This is a genomic window from Vibrio sp. HB236076, from assembly GCF_040957575.1.
Classification (GTDB): Bacteria; Pseudomonadota; Gammaproteobacteria; order Enterobacterales; family Vibrionaceae; genus Vibrio.
In genome coordinates this window covers 349,167-366,541 of the sequence record NZ_CP162601.1, presented here as the reverse complement: position 1 = coordinate 366,541, position 17,375 = coordinate 349,167, and the positions used below count along the sequence as shown (strand labels likewise).

19 protein-coding genes are annotated in these 17,375 nt (G+C 46.0%); 2 read left to right on the top strand and 17 right to left on the bottom strand.

What is annotated here, in order from left to right:
- Positions 1-47 precede the first annotated feature (47 nt).
- The 13 genes from AB0763_RS01770 to AB0763_RS01710 form a co-directional block, all read right to left on the bottom strand.
- Positions 48-560, bottom strand: coding sequence for a TlpA disulfide reductase family protein (locus tag AB0763_RS01770; protein WP_306102133.1), 513 nt, complete (start codon positions 558-560; stop codon positions 48-50).
- Positions 561-670: 110 nt separating this feature from the next.
- The gene (locus AB0763_RS01765; RefSeq protein WP_306102134.1) at positions 671-1,138 is read right to left on the bottom strand and encodes a copper chaperone PCu(A)C; all 468 of its coding nucleotides are present in this window, start codon (positions 1,136-1,138) and stop codon (positions 671-673) included.
- Positions 1,139-1,148: 10 nt separating this feature from the next.
- Positions 1,149-1,661: a hypothetical protein gene (locus AB0763_RS01760; RefSeq protein WP_306102135.1), complete on the bottom strand. Its 513-nt coding sequence runs from the start codon at positions 1,659-1,661 to the stop codon at positions 1,149-1,151.
- Between the two features lie 104 nt (positions 1,662-1,765).
- On the bottom strand, positions 1,766-2,392 hold the full coding sequence (locus AB0763_RS01755) for an SCO family protein (protein ID WP_306102136.1): 627 nt from the start codon (positions 2,390-2,392) through the stop codon (positions 1,766-1,768).
- Between the two features lie 14 nt (positions 2,393-2,406).
- The gene (gene cyoE, locus AB0763_RS01750) at positions 2,407-3,300 is read right to left on the bottom strand and encodes a heme o synthase (RefSeq protein ID WP_306102137.1); all 894 of its coding nucleotides are present in this window, start codon (positions 3,298-3,300) and stop codon (positions 2,407-2,409) included.
- Positions 3,301-3,318: 18 nt separating this feature from the next.
- On the bottom strand, positions 3,319-3,657 hold the full coding sequence (cyoD, locus tag AB0763_RS01745) for a cytochrome o ubiquinol oxidase subunit IV (RefSeq protein WP_306102138.1): 339 nt from the start codon (positions 3,655-3,657) through the stop codon (positions 3,319-3,321).
- The gene (gene cyoC / locus AB0763_RS01740) at positions 3,657-4,268 is read right to left on the bottom strand and encodes a cytochrome o ubiquinol oxidase subunit III (protein WP_306102139.1); all 612 of its coding nucleotides are present in this window, start codon (positions 4,266-4,268) and stop codon (positions 3,657-3,659) included. Before cyoC ends, cyoD begins: the two co-directional genes overlap by 1 nt.
- A gap of 97 nt (positions 4,269-4,365) precedes the next feature.
- Positions 4,366-6,360, bottom strand: a complete 1,995-nt coding sequence (locus AB0763_RS01735) for a cbb3-type cytochrome c oxidase subunit I (RefSeq protein ID WP_306102232.1) — start codon at positions 6,358-6,360, stop codon at positions 4,366-4,368.
- Between the two features lie 82 nt (positions 6,361-6,442).
- Positions 6,443-7,294, bottom strand: a complete 852-nt coding sequence (cyoA, locus tag AB0763_RS01730; protein WP_306102140.1) for a ubiquinol oxidase subunit II — start codon at positions 7,292-7,294, stop codon at positions 6,443-6,445.
- Between the two features lie 633 nt (positions 7,295-7,927).
- Entirely contained in the window at positions 7,928-8,824 is an 897-nt protein-coding gene (locus AB0763_RS01725; protein ID WP_306102141.1) for a GAF domain-containing protein, read from the bottom strand.
- Positions 8,825-9,017: 193 nt separating this feature from the next.
- Positions 9,018-9,947 carry an AraC family transcriptional regulator gene (locus AB0763_RS01720; protein ID WP_306102142.1) on the bottom strand — a complete coding sequence of 310 codons (930 nt, stop codon included), beginning with the start codon at positions 9,945-9,947 and terminating at the stop codon, positions 9,018-9,020.
- Between the two features lie 104 nt (positions 9,948-10,051).
- Positions 10,052-11,446: an EAL domain-containing protein gene (locus AB0763_RS01715; protein WP_306102143.1), complete on the bottom strand. Its 1,395-nt coding sequence runs from the start codon at positions 11,444-11,446 to the stop codon at positions 10,052-10,054.
- Between the two features lie 6 nt (positions 11,447-11,452).
- Positions 11,453-11,620, bottom strand: coding sequence for a hypothetical protein (locus AB0763_RS01710; RefSeq protein ID WP_306102144.1), 168 nt, complete (start codon positions 11,618-11,620; stop codon positions 11,453-11,455).
- A gap of 373 nt (positions 11,621-11,993) precedes the next feature.
- Between AB0763_RS01710 and AB0763_RS01705 the strand changes: the two genes are divergently transcribed.
- Both AB0763_RS01705 and AB0763_RS01700 read left to right on the top strand, forming a co-directional pair.
- Complete coding sequence (locus tag AB0763_RS01705) at positions 11,994-13,226, top strand: MFS transporter (protein WP_306102145.1); 1,233 nt, start codon at positions 11,994-11,996, stop codon at positions 13,224-13,226.
- Between the two features lie 113 nt (positions 13,227-13,339).
- The gene (locus AB0763_RS01700) at positions 13,340-13,717 is read left to right on the top strand and encodes a DOPA 4,5-dioxygenase family protein (protein ID WP_306102146.1); all 378 of its coding nucleotides are present in this window, start codon (positions 13,340-13,342) and stop codon (positions 13,715-13,717) included.
- A gap of 75 nt (positions 13,718-13,792) precedes the next feature.
- Here AB0763_RS01700 and AB0763_RS01695 read toward each other — a convergent pair whose 3' ends face one another.
- Genes AB0763_RS01695 through AB0763_RS01680 form a run of 4 tightly spaced genes read right to left on the bottom strand, consistent with a single transcriptional unit; the run spans position 13,793 to position 17,323 of the window.
- Positions 13,793-14,548, bottom strand: coding sequence for an ABC transporter ATP-binding protein (locus AB0763_RS01695; RefSeq protein WP_306102147.1), 756 nt, complete (start codon positions 14,546-14,548; stop codon positions 13,793-13,795).
- Positions 14,545-15,489 (bottom strand): iron chelate uptake ABC transporter family permease subunit, encoded by a 945-nt coding sequence (locus AB0763_RS01690; protein ID WP_306102148.1) that lies wholly within the window; start codon positions 15,487-15,489, stop codon positions 14,545-14,547. The genes AB0763_RS01695 and AB0763_RS01690 overlap by 4 nt, the downstream gene beginning before the upstream one ends.
- Positions 15,479-16,417 (bottom strand): ABC transporter permease, encoded by a 939-nt coding sequence (locus AB0763_RS01685; RefSeq protein WP_306102149.1) that lies wholly within the window; start codon positions 16,415-16,417, stop codon positions 15,479-15,481. Before AB0763_RS01685 ends, AB0763_RS01690 begins: the two co-directional genes overlap by 11 nt.
- A gap of 3 nt (positions 16,418-16,420) precedes the next feature.
- The gene (locus AB0763_RS01680; protein ID WP_306102150.1) at positions 16,421-17,323 is read right to left on the bottom strand and encodes a siderophore ABC transporter substrate-binding protein; all 903 of its coding nucleotides are present in this window, start codon (positions 17,321-17,323) and stop codon (positions 16,421-16,423) included.
- Positions 17,324-17,375: the final 52 nt, after the last annotated feature.

The window sequence follows — 17,375 nt, the reverse complement described above, 5'->3', positions numbered from 1 at the left end:
AGGAAAAGCTAATTCTGGCTGTAACGAAAAATTAATACTCCTTGCTCTTATAACAACTCTTTAATTAAGGCGATGTTTTCAGGTGCCTGCCAATCTTTTTCACCCACCAAGGTATGACGAATGACTCCTTCTCGGTCAATAACATAACTCATGGGTAAACCGCGAAGTTTTAACGATGTGAACGCCGTGCCTTTTTCATCGGTTAAGATGGGAAAAGTCAGCTTGGTATCGAGTTTGGGTAAAAACGCATTCACCATCTCGGCATTTTCACTGACGGCAATGGCAACCACTTCAAAGCCTTGACTCGACAACTGCGCTCTCAGGTGTTGCATCGACGGCATTTCACGCACACAAGGTGGACACCAGGTCGCCCAGAAGTTAAGCAACACCACTTGTCCTTTAAAATCCGTTAGCGCCACAGACTCCCCGGCCAGATTGGGGAAAGAAACCCCGCTAATGGAAACTGAATCTTCCGCTTTAGCTATTGAGCTAAAACATGCACTCAATAACAGGCTGATCAGTAGGAAACCTCGGCGAGGCCAAGTTGAGACGTTAAGCATAGAACCCCTCTCTGATGTTGGTTAGCTATACGCAGTAATAGCAGCGACAATGACAGAAAAACGGCTCATCCCCTTACTCTCATTGTCGGTATTACACGTCGCGCTAATGATTAGTGATGGTGGTGTTTTTTGGCATTGTGAGTGCGAGCATCAACCACTTCAAGTGCGACCTCTTGCTCTGTCCCATCGTCATACTCAAAGGTAATTTGCGTTTGCTCACCGGGTTTGATCCATTGATGCAGGGAAATAAACATCACGTGATAACCGTTCGGTGCCAAGTAAACTTTGTCACCGGCATCAATATCAATGTACTCGACTTGACGCATCACCATGCGATCGTTACTCATCGAATGAGAATGTAATTCGGTTTTTTTGGCAATCTCACTGCTCACGCCAATGATGCGAACATCGTGTTCAGAACGGTTATTGAGCGTCATGTAGGCAACGGTATTGTCTGAGCCAGGTACGTTCGCTTGTGCAATGGCGTTTTCAATCTCTAAGTGCGCTGCGTTGGCGGCAGTCGCAGCCATCATGCTAACCAGTGACAAACCAGCTAACCCTTTATACAAGGTTTTCATCGATATATTCCTATTCAATTCCACTATGGCGACGAGTTACTAAACAACCCGTGCCGTGATTGATACTGCTTAGTGTCGCATTTTTGGTTAAGCGCTCTTTGTGGCGTAGAAAAAAGCTATCATCGCTGAGCTTGCCAACGTATTTCCACTTTTTAAACACTTGCTCACGAACCTCTAAACAACTCTCAGGTAGCGCGAATGCCTCAATATAGGACACTTCACATTGGTTGTTTGCCAAAGGAGTGGCATTAAACTGAATGTGTGCATCACGGTCGTGATAAGAAATGATCCCGACGACAGTTAACGGATACTTATCGGCGTTACCTTTTGGCTGATCGACGTGTAAACGGTGACTTTTTTGACCGATAACCTCATCGGCGATGGTCATTAATTGACTCTGACACTGTTGTACTTCTAACTCATCAAGCACCTCTGCCATTTTAGTCTGTGCGAAGACCATTGGCGTTGTTGCCAATTGTGCAATCAAAGTTAAACCAAGAATTGCAGATTGTTTCTTTGCCATTATTTCACCTTATGGAAAGCGTCTTTGCTACTTTTTGTTAGACTGTCGATGAACCGACGAGCAAAAACGCTAGGAGGAAGTTATGCCATCATTGCAATACGTGCTTAAATTGGAGGCGTATATTCGCCCTTAATAATTTGCTGGATTCGAGCAGCGAGCTCGGTTGGCGTCGTACTGTGACTCATAGTAGTGAGTAAATCACCGGTTTGATCCACCATGTAGAAACGAGATGAGTGATCCACTGTGTATTCCAGAGCTGAGCCTTCTAAATCGACCAAATCAAAGAACACACCATAGTCTCGAGTTAGGTTATCGATCTCTTGCTCACTGCCAGTAACCGCAACCATGTCACCGCCATAATAACCGCTGAACGCATCAAGATCGTCCAATGAATCACGGGCTGGATCAACACTGATAAAAACAAACTGTACGTCTTGCTTTTCTTCATCGGACAGTTGAGCTAACGCTGAACGAAATACCGCAATAGAAGCAGGGCAAGCTTCCGTACAGTTAAGGAAACCAAAATACAAGACCCCGACTTTGCCTTCTATATCGGAAAGAGAAAATGGGCCTTGCTTCGTCTGTAGGGTAAATGGACCACCCAATTCATCAATCGGGCGGTGTTTTTCACCGAGTGGGACAGTGGAAAAGGTCGCGTACAACACCACAATACCGGCCGCTAAACCAAGTAAACCAAAAACAAACAAACGCGTCATTAAACGTTGGTTCACAACCACCTCCCCAACTACTGCGACAACATAGTGACGCTCATAGGCTGCATCGTCGCTGGCGTCACATAATCAATTGAAATTAAAACACTGAACACCGTGATTAATACCACGGAGAAGACAAACATCTTTCGTCCCCATACTTTTTGACTCTGGGTGTGGTAACCCACTTTGGTAATGTACAACCAGTAAAGACTCATAACACTGATGACGAGAGCGTAAAGGTTACCCGCGTAACCGCGTTCTGCCAGCATTAAGGCCGCCACAGCAAAAGCGATGATGTATACCATCATGTGGGTACGTGCGGCTTTAATGCCGCGTTGCACTGGCATCACTGGAATGTTCGCCGCTTTGTAGTCATCAAATCGGCAAATGGCAATGGCATAAGAATGCGGGATTTGCCAAAAACAAAACGTCAGCAATAAAATCACAGCACCTAAGTCAAACTCATTGCTGACACTGACGTAACCAATCACTGGTGGGCAAGCTCCAGATAAGCTGCCAATTAAAGTGCCGTGTACTGAGCTGCGTTTGTATTTCAGACTGTAGAAACCAACGTAGACCAGTAAACCGAGAGCGGCAAAACCAACCGCTAACCAATTGGTCGCGACAGCTAAAGCCGTAAAACCGAGTACGCCGCAAACCGTCCCCATCAACAAGGCAATACGCGCGTCAATACGACCTTGTGGCAAAGCGCGGTTACGAGTGCGCTCCATTTTGAGATCGATATCGCGGTCTATGTAGTTGTTGAATACACAACCACAGGCCACAACCAGGGATGTGCCAAGGCACATCATTAAAAAGACATAAAAATCAACATTGCCTTGGGCAGCGAGCAAAAGCCCGCTACCCGCTGCAATGAGGTTGCCCATAATGATGCCGGGTTTGGTGAGCATCACATAATCTTTCATGCTACAACCTCAGGGGGATCAATGCCCCATTAGCATATTGTGATTTAAGTGTTCGAACACCCATAAGGTGCCAACGATAACAAACAGCAAAATGAATACGGTGTATACCGCTGACATCGTTAACCAGGTTTGCTCTGATGAGCCATTCATGTGCAAGAAGAAAATCATCTGAACTAAAACCTGTGCAACCGCGGTTAGGATGATAACCACTAACGTTGTCGTTTCACCAAACTGACCATTCATAACCATGGCAAATGGAATCACAGTAAGGACAATCGATAAGATCAATCCAGTGACGTATTCTTTAACACTGCCGTGGGCTTGACCGCTGTGATCGGTGTGTTTCTCTGCAGACATTACATCGCTCCTCGCAAGTAAACGAAGCTGAAGACACAAATCCAGATGATATCTAGGAAGTGCCAGAACAAGCTTAGACAAGATAGACGGATGCGGTTTTCATTGCTAAAACCGTCACGGTTGAAATGAACAAACAAAATCGCCATCCAAATCAAACCCGCAGTAACGTGCAGACCGTGGGTAGCCACTAGGCTGTAAAACGCTGTCCAGTAGCCACTGGTTTGCGGTGTCGCCCCTTCATGGCTAAAGTGCCAGAACTCGTAAAGCTCCATCGCCAAAAAGCCAAGGCCTAGTGCGGCGGTAATTTTTAACCACAGTTTCATACGCGCCATATTGCTTTGGTTTGCACCCAACATGGCCATGCCGAAGGTAAAGCTACTCAAAAGTAATAACGCGGTTTCGACAGCGACAAACTTGAGATCAAAAAGCTCGCTAGGCGTAATACCACCGGCAAAGTTTTGACTCATCACCGCGTAAGTCGCGAATAAAGTACTAAACAGTAAACAGTCACTGATAATGTAAAGCCAAAAGCCAAACGTACAACGATCGGCGACTTCAGCCTCGTGAGCGTGATGGTGATCATCGTGCTCATGATGTGTTGTTGATGTCATAAAAAACCTCAAAAATCCTGTCTTTCTCGCGCAGCACTAGCGATGGTGTCATCAACTAGGCTGCGCGTAAGGTAATTACATCGTGCAAAAACTGAGTTTATTTTTCAGATTGTGCTGGACGCCATTTCTTGTAGTGTTTCGCATACTTTGTGAAGTAGTACTCACGGCCTTGGTTATTGGCCAGGAACTCACCTTCAATCTGTTCTACTTCAGGCACTTCAACGTAGTAATCTTTATCGCGCTCGAAGTTGTATTTGATCCACAAAGCGATAATGGCAACAAACGATACAACAACCATCCACCAAATATGCCAAACGAAACCAAAACCAAACGGCAACGTCAGTAAACCAAGAACTGGGCCTGCCCAAGTATTACGTGGCATGTGGATGCGCTCGTATTGAGCCGGTTTCTTATAAGCGGTGCCTTTTTGTTTCATGTCGAGTAATGGATCGCGGTCATCGATATGAGGCACTTCACCAAAGTTGTAGAACTGAGGTGGTGAGGTGGTGTACCACTCAAGAGTGTGTGCATCCCACGGGTCACCGGTTTTATCCATGTAAGCAGGATCGTTCTTCTTAAACTTGTAGATACTCCAAGCGAAGTTCGCCACTGTGGTGACAATACCACCAGCAATCATAGCAACACCGATAAGGGCAATGTACATAGGAATCGCCCAATCGAGGTTGTCCACATACTGTAGACGACGAGTCATGCCATCGAAGCCCGTGTAGTACAAAGGCAACCAAGCGAAGAAGTAACCGAAGAACCACAAACCGACAGACCATTTGCCCAATTTTTCGTTAAGCATGATACCGGTCGCTTTCGGGAACCAGTAAGTGACACCGGCAAAATACCCGTAAACCGCGCCACCAATAATAACGTTGTGGAAGTGAGCAGGGACAAACATTGAGTTGTGCAACACAAAGTCGTTAGCCGGAATCGACAACATAACCCCAGTCATACCACCAACGGTAAAGGTGATAAGCATCGCGATAACCCACCACATAGCGGCAGTCAGTTCAACGCGACCTTTGTACATGGTAAAGATCCAGTTATAGAGCTTCACCCCGGTTGGTATACCAATGATCATGGTCATAATACCAAAGAAGGCATTGACGCTGGCACCAGAGCCCATGGTAAAGAAGTGGTGTAGCCATACCATGAACGACAAGAACATGATAACAATTGTTGCCCACACCAATGAGGTGTAACCAAAGAGACGCTTACGAGAGAAAGTCGCTGTCACTTCAGAGATCATACCAAAGGCAGGTAGCACTAAGAAGTAAACTTCAGGGTGACCCCATGCCCAGATAAGGTTAACCCACAACATCTGGTTACCGCCGTCATCGTTGGTAAAGAAGTTGAAGTCTAAGTAACGATCCAAAGTAAGCTGTGCAATAGCCACCGTCAAAATCGGGAAGATAACCACTGCAATCACGTTGGCACAAAAAGTGGTCCAGGTGAATACCGGCATTTTCATGAGTGTCATGCCTGGCGCACGCATCTTCAAGATTGTCGCGATGAAGTTAACAGCCGTTAACGTGGTACCGACACCGGATATCTGCAGTGACCAAATCCAATAATCGACCCCAACCCCAGGGCTGTACTCTATGCCGGATAACGGTGTATAAGCAAGCCAACCCGTCGCGGCAAATTCACCGACAAACAATGAGATGTTGACCAAAATCGCGCCGACGAAGAAAAGCCAAAAACTCAATGAGTTAAGGAAAGGGAAGGCAACGTCACGAGCACCGATTTGCAAGGGCATCACTACGTTCATGATCCCCACCATCAAAGGTGTGGCCACGAAGAAGATCATAATGACCCCGTGCGCGGTAAATATCTGGTCGTAGTGCTCAGGCGGCAGGTAACCGCCGCCAAAGGAATCGGCCGTTGCCATTGCTTGGTGCGTTCTCATCAAAATCGCATCAGAGAAGCCACGCAGTAGCATCACTAGGGCGACAATACAGTACATAATACCGATCTTCTTGTGGTCTACCGAAGTAATCCACTCACGCCACAAGTATCCCCACCACTTTTTATAAGTGATAAGACCGAATAAGCCCAATCCGCCAAGGAGGACCACCAGCATTACCGGGGCAACCACCGGATCGTGAAACGGAATCACGCCCCAATGGAGTTTACCCGTGAGAAAATGCGGGTCTTTAATTAGATCAGTTTGAACCATTTTGATCTCCAGTAAACGACTCAATTATATTTTTGAACTGCAGTGGATTAACCGACGAGAAATACTCGACTTGGTGGTCGCGTGTTTTCTCTGTCAGACGCTCATATTCCTGCTCTGTCAACGTCTTGTCTGAAGCGCGAACCGTTTCAATCCACTCTTGATAACCTTGTTCATCGGTAACGTGAGCTTTAAAACGCATACCGGCAAAGCCAAAACCACTGTAGTTAGCTGAGATACCGCGGTAAACGCCTTCTTCAAAAGCCATAATGTTCATGCGGTTTTCCATTCCTGCCATCGCGTAGATCTGACCGCCGAGTTTAGGCATAAAGAAGGAATTCATTGTGGATTCTGAAGTCACGAGAAACTCAACCGGCTGATCAACAGGAAAAGCAACTTCGTTGATGGTGGCGATCTTCTCTTCTGGGTAGATAAACATCCACTTCCAGTCTAGTGCCACAACTTGAATCGTAATGGGCTCTTTGTCTGAGGCAATTTCTTTTCTCGGATCCAAAGAGTAAGAGGTGAAGTAAGTGATCGTTGCGAGCACGATGATGATCGCCACGGGAATCCCCCAAGCGAACAGTTCGATCTTCGTTGAGTGTTCCCACTCTGGATCGTACGTTTCATCTTTTTTGTTCGTGTGGTACTTGTAAGGAATCCAAATCGACAAAGCGATGGTTGGAATCACCACAATCAACATGATACCCATTGTCAAAAGAATGGTATCGCCCATTTCTTTGCCGGTGACTCCACTCGAGTCAAACAGCACCATATTACAACCGCTAAGCAGTAATGTGGATAACAGCACCGAAGCTGTCTGTAACAGTTTTTTCTTCATCCGCGACCTCAAAAGCCCCCATCGCAAGCATTGCTGATCATTCAGAGGTTAACTACCTATTTGTCAAAAAGGCTAAATACCGGTTTATAGCTAGGGTAAAAACCTATGTCGAAAGCCCTTGTATGTATCCGTTACCTTTGCTGACTTAAATGAACAAAATGGAGTAAAAAAGCTCGCTCATTCACAAACAGTTCTACTGCCGAGTCGAGGTAACCGTAACAACTCTATTGATAACAAAGTTATTCACAATTCATATAGAACACATACAAATTTAGCGCCAAAATTATACGTTTTTCGACCATCTGTTTACAACGCATAACCACCGATAATCTGTGTTTATTTTTGTTAACGAATCTATAGACATCACAAAATCGGCTTTCATCTAAGAAATCACTTGACAAAAAGACACAGGATCACGAACAAATAATAAACAAGATGTAAACCATGTAATGATTTTGTAATACGGATATCACGGTCTTGTTTATTGATGTTGCCAGTATTATTTAGCTCGTGATTGCCTTCATTATTTACGCGATACCATCAAGAAAGATCAGAGTAAACACACCGACTTGGCCTGCTCACAGAAAGAGTAAAAGGAAATGAAATAAGTGCCAATATCACCGAGGCAGACAATCATTCTGCCCCCCATAGTTGTGCCAATTGCTCGACAAACTCAAAATGCGCCGAAACTTCAATACGACTGGCTAAATCGGGTAAAGCGTGTAACAAGGCTTGGCTTGGGCGGGTAATCAACTCTTCCACTAATATCGGCCGACTGGGATCGATGCGAGACAACAAGCACAAATCAAACTCATACAAACGACCGATTAATGGGTCATCGGGTAGGTATTGTCTAATAATGGTAGCCAATAGCGATAACACCTGGCTTTGCTCAAAATGACTGAGCCGTTCAAAACCAAAGCAGCGCCAATGGATAGAGACAATGGGTAAGTGGTTACTTTCACTGCTATGAAGTAACTGCTTGGCATATTTTTTAAATGACGTTTGATTTAAGAACCCCGTATCGAGATCGTGGTTAACCCTTTGTGACCATTGGATTTCATCCACTAAAATATTCGCCAAATCCACTAATCGCGCAATCTGACTGTTGTCCAATACTTGGGCTTTGGTATCAATAACACACAAGGTCCCTATGTTGTGGCCACTGTTCATGGTCAAAGGAATACCGGCGTAGAAGCGAATATGTGGCTCACCGGTGACCAATGGATTATCCGAAAATCGCTCGTCACTTGTCGCATCGGCAACGATTAATGGCTGATTGGTTTGAATCGTATGACCACAAAAAGAAATGTCTCTCGACGTCTGATTGACCTCAATACCCACTTTGGCCTTAAACCATTGCCGGTCTTTATCGATCAAGCTCACCAAACCAATCGGGCAACCCGAGATGTGTGTGGCCAGCTCCACAACGCGCTGAAAACGATGATCACTGTGACTGTCTAACAAGTCTAATTGATACAGCGCCATTAAGCGTGAGACTTCATTTTCAGTTGGCATCGTCTTTTGCATTGACCTTCTCCAGCAACATATCACGGTGACACGGGGTATTAATTTAACTTTAGCGACAAAACCGTCACAGGAAGCTTAAGAGGGCAATAAAGAATGATAAATGCGTCAGCAATCACACTTTGTTTGGCAACTACGATCACAACTTATCCTGTTCTCCGAGATGGCGCACAGGCCAAAAGCAACACTTCGCGGATCAAATAGACGGTGATTGACGAAGCTTTCGATAACCGATCGGCGTCAGGTTCGTTTTATTTTTAAATAAGCGACAAAATGACTGAGGATGCTCAAACCCCAGCTGATAAGCGATGGCATACACCGATAAGTCTGTCGTGCTGAGCAAGTTTTTTGCTCGCTCAATCAAACGTTGATGAATATGCTGCTGGGTACTTAACCCAGTGAGCTCTCGTAACATATCACTTAAATAATTCGCTGATAAGTTCATCCGTTGAGAGATCTCTTGTACCGTTGGCACCCCACTGTGCTCAAGGCTTTCATTAAAATAACAATCCAGAAGCGTTTCAAAACGCAGTAAGTAGTCATTTCCCTGTGGCTGGCGAGTGGCAAACTGCCGATGATAAAAACGGTTTGAATAATGAAGCAATAAACCAATCTGGCTGATAATCACATTATGAGTAAACGCATCGTGGATCGTTTCACACTCACAAAGGATCTGCTCAAAGATGGCATAGATCGATTGCAGCTCACCGCGGCTAAGGTGAAGCGCCTCATGTACCGAATATGAAAAGAAATTATAATGGGTAATTTGCGTCGCCAGCGGGTACCCCGACAGATACTCAGGATGAAAAACAAGCCACCAACCAGTCATGTTATCGAGCGTGGCTTGCTCTAAAGCAAACACCTGACCGGGTTCTAAAAATGCCAATGTGCCGTGGTTAAAATCGTAGGTCTTTTGACCATAGAGAATACGACTGTCTGCACTTACCCCCTCTTCGAGAACGATGACATAAAATGGCAATGAAAACTTAACCTTACTCATGTCCATTGTCGACTTTACGCGTTTGACGTCGATAAGGGCAATGTGCGCATGAGCAGGCTTTGGCAATCCGCATAAATCGCACAGAGCGGCTAATGAATCGATGTTGACCAGTTGTCGTGTTTTCATGTCATGACCATGCGAAGGCAGTATTCTTCTCTACCGTTAAAAATAAAGTACACAATAATTTCGATTACGTGGTGAAAGTCAGATAACTTCTCTGTATTTTGCGATCAGCGACTCTTTTCCCAGATTAAAAACTCACTTAATTGCATCGGTTTGGCGTACAAGTAACCCTGCAAAAGATGGCAGCCCATATTGCAAAGACAACTGGCTTGTTTTTCGGTTTCGACGCCTTCCGCAACCAAACTTAAATTAAAACTTTTCGCTAACTGAAACAGGCTTAATACCATTTTGTAATCATTGAGGTTGGTCAGAAAATTCTCGATAAAGCAGCGATCTATTTTAATTTCACTGACCGGTAAAACACGCAACTGATTGAGTGTTGAGTGCCCGGTACCAAAATCATCCAGCGAAAATCTCACACCCAGCGTTAAGCACTGAATAATATTTTGTTTGATGGCTTGATCGTCGCGTTGGCCTTGCTCTGTGATCTCTATTTTTAAGCGTGTCAGGTCCGCTTTTGGATAGCGTTCAATAAGAGCGATAAACCGAGAGAAAAAAGCGGGGTGTTGAAGGTGATAAGGAAAGAGGTTAATACTCAGCGACCAGGCGCTATCTGACGTGCTCAATAACAGCAAGGCCTGCTCTATCACCCACTCACCTATCTCTAAGGCCAAGAACGTCTCTTGGATTAACGGTAAAAACGCCTCAGGGCTCAATAATCCCTCTGAGGGATGCTGCCAGCGTATCAGCGCTTCAACTCCGGCCAGTACTTGTGTTTTTGCTTCTATTTGCGGTTGAAAATAAAGACAAAATTGAGACAACGCTATCCCTTGCTTAATCTCGAGCCTTCGTTCCTGCTCAAACAAGTCTCGCTTTATTTGCTCAGGGTCGTAGAGCTTAACCTGACCAATTCGCTTAGAGGTTACCATGTGGATGGCACAAATGGCTTGATAGATCAGCGGGTTATAACTGGAATACGAATGCTGGCATTCTTGGGTGATCACCGCACCACAATTAAACGCCAGGCTGACTTCATCATTAAATCGCGGAGGTAACGCTTTCTCTTGCAGTTGAAAGAGTTGTTGTTCGCCGTTTTTAGCACTGACTGCCGAAAAAACCACCACGAACACATCGCTACTCAACCGGCCGACAATACTGTGGTTGGGGGCTGCCTCTTGCAGTATGTCCGTGATCGTCTGCAAAACTTTCTTTTTGTTGGCCGGTTTTTTTAACGTTTCATCGAGTAACAAATCTAAATTCTGCACCTCAATGGCGACATTCACTAACCAAAACTCTTGCCCAAGAGATAGGTTGCAGTAGTCTTTAATTAACTGCTTAAGGTGTTCGCCTCTTGGCAATTGAGTATCGGGGTCCATGTGCTGCTGGTATTGCAATTGATGTTGGTAAAGCCGCTCCTTTTCATAAAACCTTCGATGTTCAATACAACGGCGATAGGCAAGAAAGACCAATAAAACTGGCGCGCATAGCAGTGTTAATACCAATTCATCTTATTGGTAACTTTCATGATAGTTGAGAAAAGTCGTCAAACGCTCAAAAGCGTCTAAATAGGTAAACACAACGTACAAAGAAGAGAGAATCAGTAAACCGACACCACTTTCTATCGCGATCCGAGTGAGCCCAAGCGAGCGATTAAAAAAACGTAAGATGGCGTTCATGGTTTGTCTTTGAGCCCGATGTATAGCCCTTTCATGCCCTTGTCCTTGGTCACTAACGCCATCGTGTGTTAGATAAAATGATTGATGATGGAGTTATGGAAAGTATTGATATTTTAATAGAATATGAAAATGGTTCTCTTTGAACAATAACCGTTCTACTGTAAAGGTTAACCAAAACCCTGATTGTGAAGACCGGCGTCACAGTCCGTGCCGGCGGTGTCTCGCGAAGACAATCAAAAACCGCACCGACCAAATGAGTTATGATGCCGCGATCTTAAAGGGCGTGCTGAGACTGCCTCTTTCCCCTAGGCATTTTATGGAAATCCGATATACTCATCCCGACACCTATTAATGCCATCATCACAGGACCGCTATGACCACGTCTTCTTCAAGTGCTTCACGAATAGCACGCCTAAGTCAATCAAAGGCCGCTTGGTTGCTGGCCTTCATTTTTCTCATTTCATTAAACTTACGAGGGCCGGTTACCGGTGTGCCTCCATTACTTGAGCGGATCAGCGACACCCTGCACTTGAACAGTTCCCAAACCGGGCTCATCACCAGTTTGCCTTTATTAGCTTTCGCATTATTTGCACCTGTTGCGTCTTGGTTAACGCGTTACTTTTCGCTAGAGCGAATCTTGACTATGGGTGCATTGTTGATTGCCATCGGTATGTTGGTACGCTCGTGGGGAAATTTATCAACCTTGTATCTCGGCGCCATCCTAATCGGTATCGGAGTCGCGGTTGGTAATGTGTTGCTGCCCAGTTTACTCAAACGTGAGTTTGCCAATAAAGTCGTGCAACTGACCTCACTCTACGTACTGATGATGAGTATTGGCGGCTTTGTGATGGCCAGCATGGCGGTGCCTATTGATAGCTGGGCTCAATCGAGAAATACCGAGATGGGGCTGAGCAGTTGGAGTTTCTCATTGCTCTGTCAATGTGCCTTTATCCTTTTACCCTTACTGATCGGTTTTTCAAGGTTATTGCCCAATCACACCCGCTCAAACACCAATGCGCAAACCGTTAACGTATGGCGCTCGCTCGAAGCCTGGCAAGTGGGCAGTTTTTTAGCGCTCAACTCCTTGTTCAATTACAGCGTGCTTGCCTGGGTACCCGCTATCTTGGTTGATTACGGTTACACCGATACCACTGCTGGTTTGTACCAAGGCTATATGCAACTCGCTGGCGCCTTGCCCTCTTTACTTCTGGCTCCTTTTATCAGCCGTTTAGGCAGCCATCGTCGCCTTTGTATGATTGCAACAAGCTTAGGCGTCGTCAGTATTTTAGGGTGGCTTTATTTGCCCAATTGGTCTGGGGTGTGGGCTTTTGTATTCGGATTTGGCGTCAGTATGAGTTATATACTTGGGCTGTCTTTTGTCAGCCTAAGGGCAAACAGTGCACGCCACGCTGCTGCACTGTCGGGGATGTCGCAATTTTTGGGTTACACATTGGCCGCGATTGGCCCTGTGGTTATTGGGTCGCTACACGATTGGTCTGCGTCTTGGCAGATACCTTTGTACCTGTTTGTTGCCATGGGATTACTTTGTTGTATCTCGGGCTGGTTAGCAAGCCCAAAACAACAGGCTCAGCAACATCTAGATTGATCTCGTGGTGATTAGAACGCACTAAATGGTCACACGGAGAGTGACCTTGGCTCCCTAGTCAGTTCATATGGTGATAGAATGCCACCAAAACATTCAACACGGTAATACCACCAGTGACCATATCCAACACAATTGAAAAATTTAACGACCCTAAGCACTATGACCGCTACCACGCCCACGTTTACTACGATGCCGACAGCACAGAGCAAGCCCGAGCGTTATGTGATGCAGCGGTAAACCAGTTTGACTTACACGCGGGTAATTTTCATCTCAAGTTAGTAGGCCCTCACCCATGCTGGAGCTGCCAGTTGACGGTAACGGGTGAACAGTTTGAGAGTGTCATCCCTTGGCTAGATGCGAATCGACAAGGATTGACCATCATGATCCATGCGGTAACTGGTGACAACATGAAAGACCACACTGACTTAGTCGCTTGGTTGGGTCAGCCCATTGCGCTGAATTTAGATTTTTTTGCCACCTTGAATAAATGATAACAAGTGGTAAGTGCTGACTAACCTATTGGCATATTCTCGCTCAGACATCATCATTGGACCCAATCGATACGTCTAATGGTGATAAGCAAAGCGCTTACCACCTTGCTCGATAATCTCAATGTCTGACTGATATAATTCCGATAACGCGCAAGACGTTGCCACTTGTGACGTCGGACCGGCAAAGGCAAGCTTGCCCTCTTTGATCGCGACAAAGTGATCGGCATTCGCCAAAGCGTAATTTAAGTCGTGAATAACGATAACAATACTTTTCCCTTCTTGGTCAGCCAGTCTTCTCAATTGGCGCATTAATGACCTTGCATGGTGAATATCAAGGTTGTTCAGCGGCTCATCAAGTAAAAGCCAATCGGTGTCTTGCGCATAAGCCATCGCGACAAACGCACGTTGCTTTTGGCCACCGGATATTTCATCGAGATAACGCGCTGCAAGTTCGTTCAAATCAAACAAGCTCATCGCTTGCTGAACGGCATCACGGTCTTTCTCTGTCGGTCGGCCTTGATGATGTGGCCAACGCCCAAACGTCACCAAATCTTCCACTGTTAAGCGACTCGATACGCCGCTTTCCTGCGCAACGACCGCCATTTTCAACGCCATGTCTTGATGTTTAATCTCACTGATCTCAGTGCCATCGAGCTTAATTGAACCTTGTTGGCGCTTCGTTTGCCGAGCCAAAATATGCAGTAAGGTCGACTTGCCCGCCCCATTCGGGCCAATTAAGGCGGTTACTTTGCCTTTTGGCAGCACAAGACTCACCTTGTCTAAAATGACGTTACCGCCAATAGAGTGCGTAAGTTTATCGATAGAAATCATTGAATTTTTCCTCTTGCCAACAGCAATAAAAACAGCACACCGCCTATAAACTCAATCACAACTCCTAACGTCGATTGTTGCGATAAAACGCGCTCGAACAAAGCTTGCCCTAGTAAAAGAACCAAGGCGGAAATCATCGCAGACGCCGGCAGTAATAAGGCGTGACGATGGGTTTTCATCAGGCTGTGCGTCAAAGCCGACACAAGCAGACCCAAGAAAGTGATCGGCCCGACCAACGCGGTAGACACCGACACCAGTAACGCGATTACGCACAGGGTGGCAAACTGTAAGCGATCGTAATTAACGCCCAAAGATTGCACCGCATTTCGCCCTAGCAACATGAGATCCAACAGTAAACAACAGCGCCACAGCCAAAGAATAACCCCGAACAGTAGTACAGTGGCAAGCCCTAATTGTAGGCGATCAATACTGCCAAAATCGGCAAACATGACACTTTGCAAAATGGCAAACTCAGAAGGGTCTATCAGGCGCTGAATGAAAGTCGAAAAGGAACGAAAAGCCAGTGAAAAGATCACCCCAACGAGAATCATCAATTGAATATCATGGCGAGTCTTTTTGAGTACCACAGTAAACAAGATCACCGACGCCACCAGCATGGCAAGGGTATTGAGAGTAAATAGCCCAACGTCTGAGAAATGCGCATAACTCAAGCCACTTAGCGCAAAGATGAAGCAAGTTTGCAGCAATAAATACAAGGCATCAAAGCCCATAATCGACGGGGTGAGTACTCGGTTATTACTAATGGTTTGAAATAACAGCGTTGCAATTCCCACCGACGCACCGACCACCACCAAGCCACCAAGCTTCACCGCTCTCAGTGACAGAATAAACGCGTAGTGGCTATCAAGATCCCAAAACAGTAAGCCAGTCACAACCAGCACCAAAGCGAAGGCCAGATAACACAAAGGTTTATTTATCATGCTGTCGACCTTGAAACAGTAACCACAAAAACACGACCGCACCAAGTGCACCAAAAATAGTGCCTGCTGGGATTTCGTAGGGATAGCGCAATACGCGCCCGAGAATATCGGCGACCAGGGTAAATATGGCACCAACACCTGCGACCATCGGCAAGGTTTGGCGTAAGTTATCGCCCATCCACCTCGACACTAAGTTAGGCACGATCAAACCAATAAAGGGTAACATCCCCACGGTCACCACCACCAAACTCGAACAAATCGCCACTGTCGCGACGCCAAGAGCGACAATGGAGTGGTAGTTTAGCCCCAAGCTTTGGCTGGCCTGCTGCCCAAATCCTGCGATAGTAAATTGATCCGCCACCAAATAACTGAGCAAGGCAAAGGCGCCAGCCAACCACAACAACTCATAGCGACCGGCAATCACACCGGAGAACTCACCTGTCATCCAAATGCTGAGGTACTGCAACAATTCCGTTTGAAAAGCAAAATACGTGGCCACAGCGCCCAAGATCCCGCCATAAATCAACCCAACTAATGGGATTAACAAAGGCTGAGAGCGCGGCAAGCGACGAGTGAGGAGCAAAAAAATCATCAACCCCGCCAATGCACAAACGGACGCTAAGGTCATTTTGGCAAGGACTGGCCACTCAGGAAACCAAACGGCCGCAATTAACAAGCCAATCATACTTGCCTCAGTGGTACCGGTAGTGCTTGGCTCAACAAAGCGATTGCGTACCAACAGTTGCATGATTACCCCGCAAATGGTCATGCAAACGCCCGTTAATATCACGGCGGCGGTACGCGGCCAACGACTGAGCCACAATAATTGCTGTGCCTGAGTGGTCGTTGTGAGTAAGTCACCACTACCAATAATAAGACTCACTGCTGAGAGGATCAGCAGTGAGATAATCATCAAAGGGTAGGCCATTGATCAGTCGCCGTAGGCCGCTATCAGCTCGTCCAAAACGGTGTTCATACCTTGATAAGCCGAACCCGTAACGTAAGCCGGGCCTGGAGTTAGGTAAATGATGTTCCCCGCTTTACCCGCCTTCGTTTGCTTGACCAGCGGGGTATCTAAAGTCACTGCCGCTGCCTGACTTTGACGGCCAATTGCCGCGGCGCGATCCACCACGAGCAGATAATCGGGGTCGACCTTAGCAATGTATTCAAATGAAATGCTTTCACCGTGACTTTTAGGATCGATATTGGTCATTGCCGGCACTAAACCAACATCACTAAACAGCCAGCCAAAACGAGATTTCAAACCAAATGTCGACAATTTATTGCCATTAGTCATCACAATCAGCGTTTTTCCCTTTCCCTGAACGGCGCTTTGAGCTTGGGTAAGTTTGCTTAAAAATGCCTGTTTGAGTTGCTCACCACGTTCTTGTGTTGCTGTGATAAGAGCAAAGTTTTCCAAACGAGACAACATTTGCGCAACATAATCACCACTACTCACGTACATGTCTATCGTCGGCGCAATGGCCGATAACGGCTTCATCAAACGAGAAGAACCGCCCCCAACGACAATTAAGTCGGGGTTCATCTTAACGATATTTTCGTAATTAGGTTGAGAAGATGTACCGATACTGACGGGATTAGCGACAAAATTATCGATATAGTCCAATTTTAAATTATTGGGTTTGGCTTTCAGTGTTACCCCTAGCGCGTCTAATGTATCTAACGAAAGCAAGTCAAACACCACCATGGTCTCGGGTTTCCCTGCCAAGGTTTGCTCGCCCTTTGCCGTAGTAATCGTCATGGTTTGTCCATAAGCAGACAAAGAAACCGTCAGCACAAGTGCCCCAAAAATCGCCTGAAAAGCCTTAAACATACTCTTTCTAACCTTTTTAGCCCTGAAGCTCAGTGCCACTCGACACTTTTCA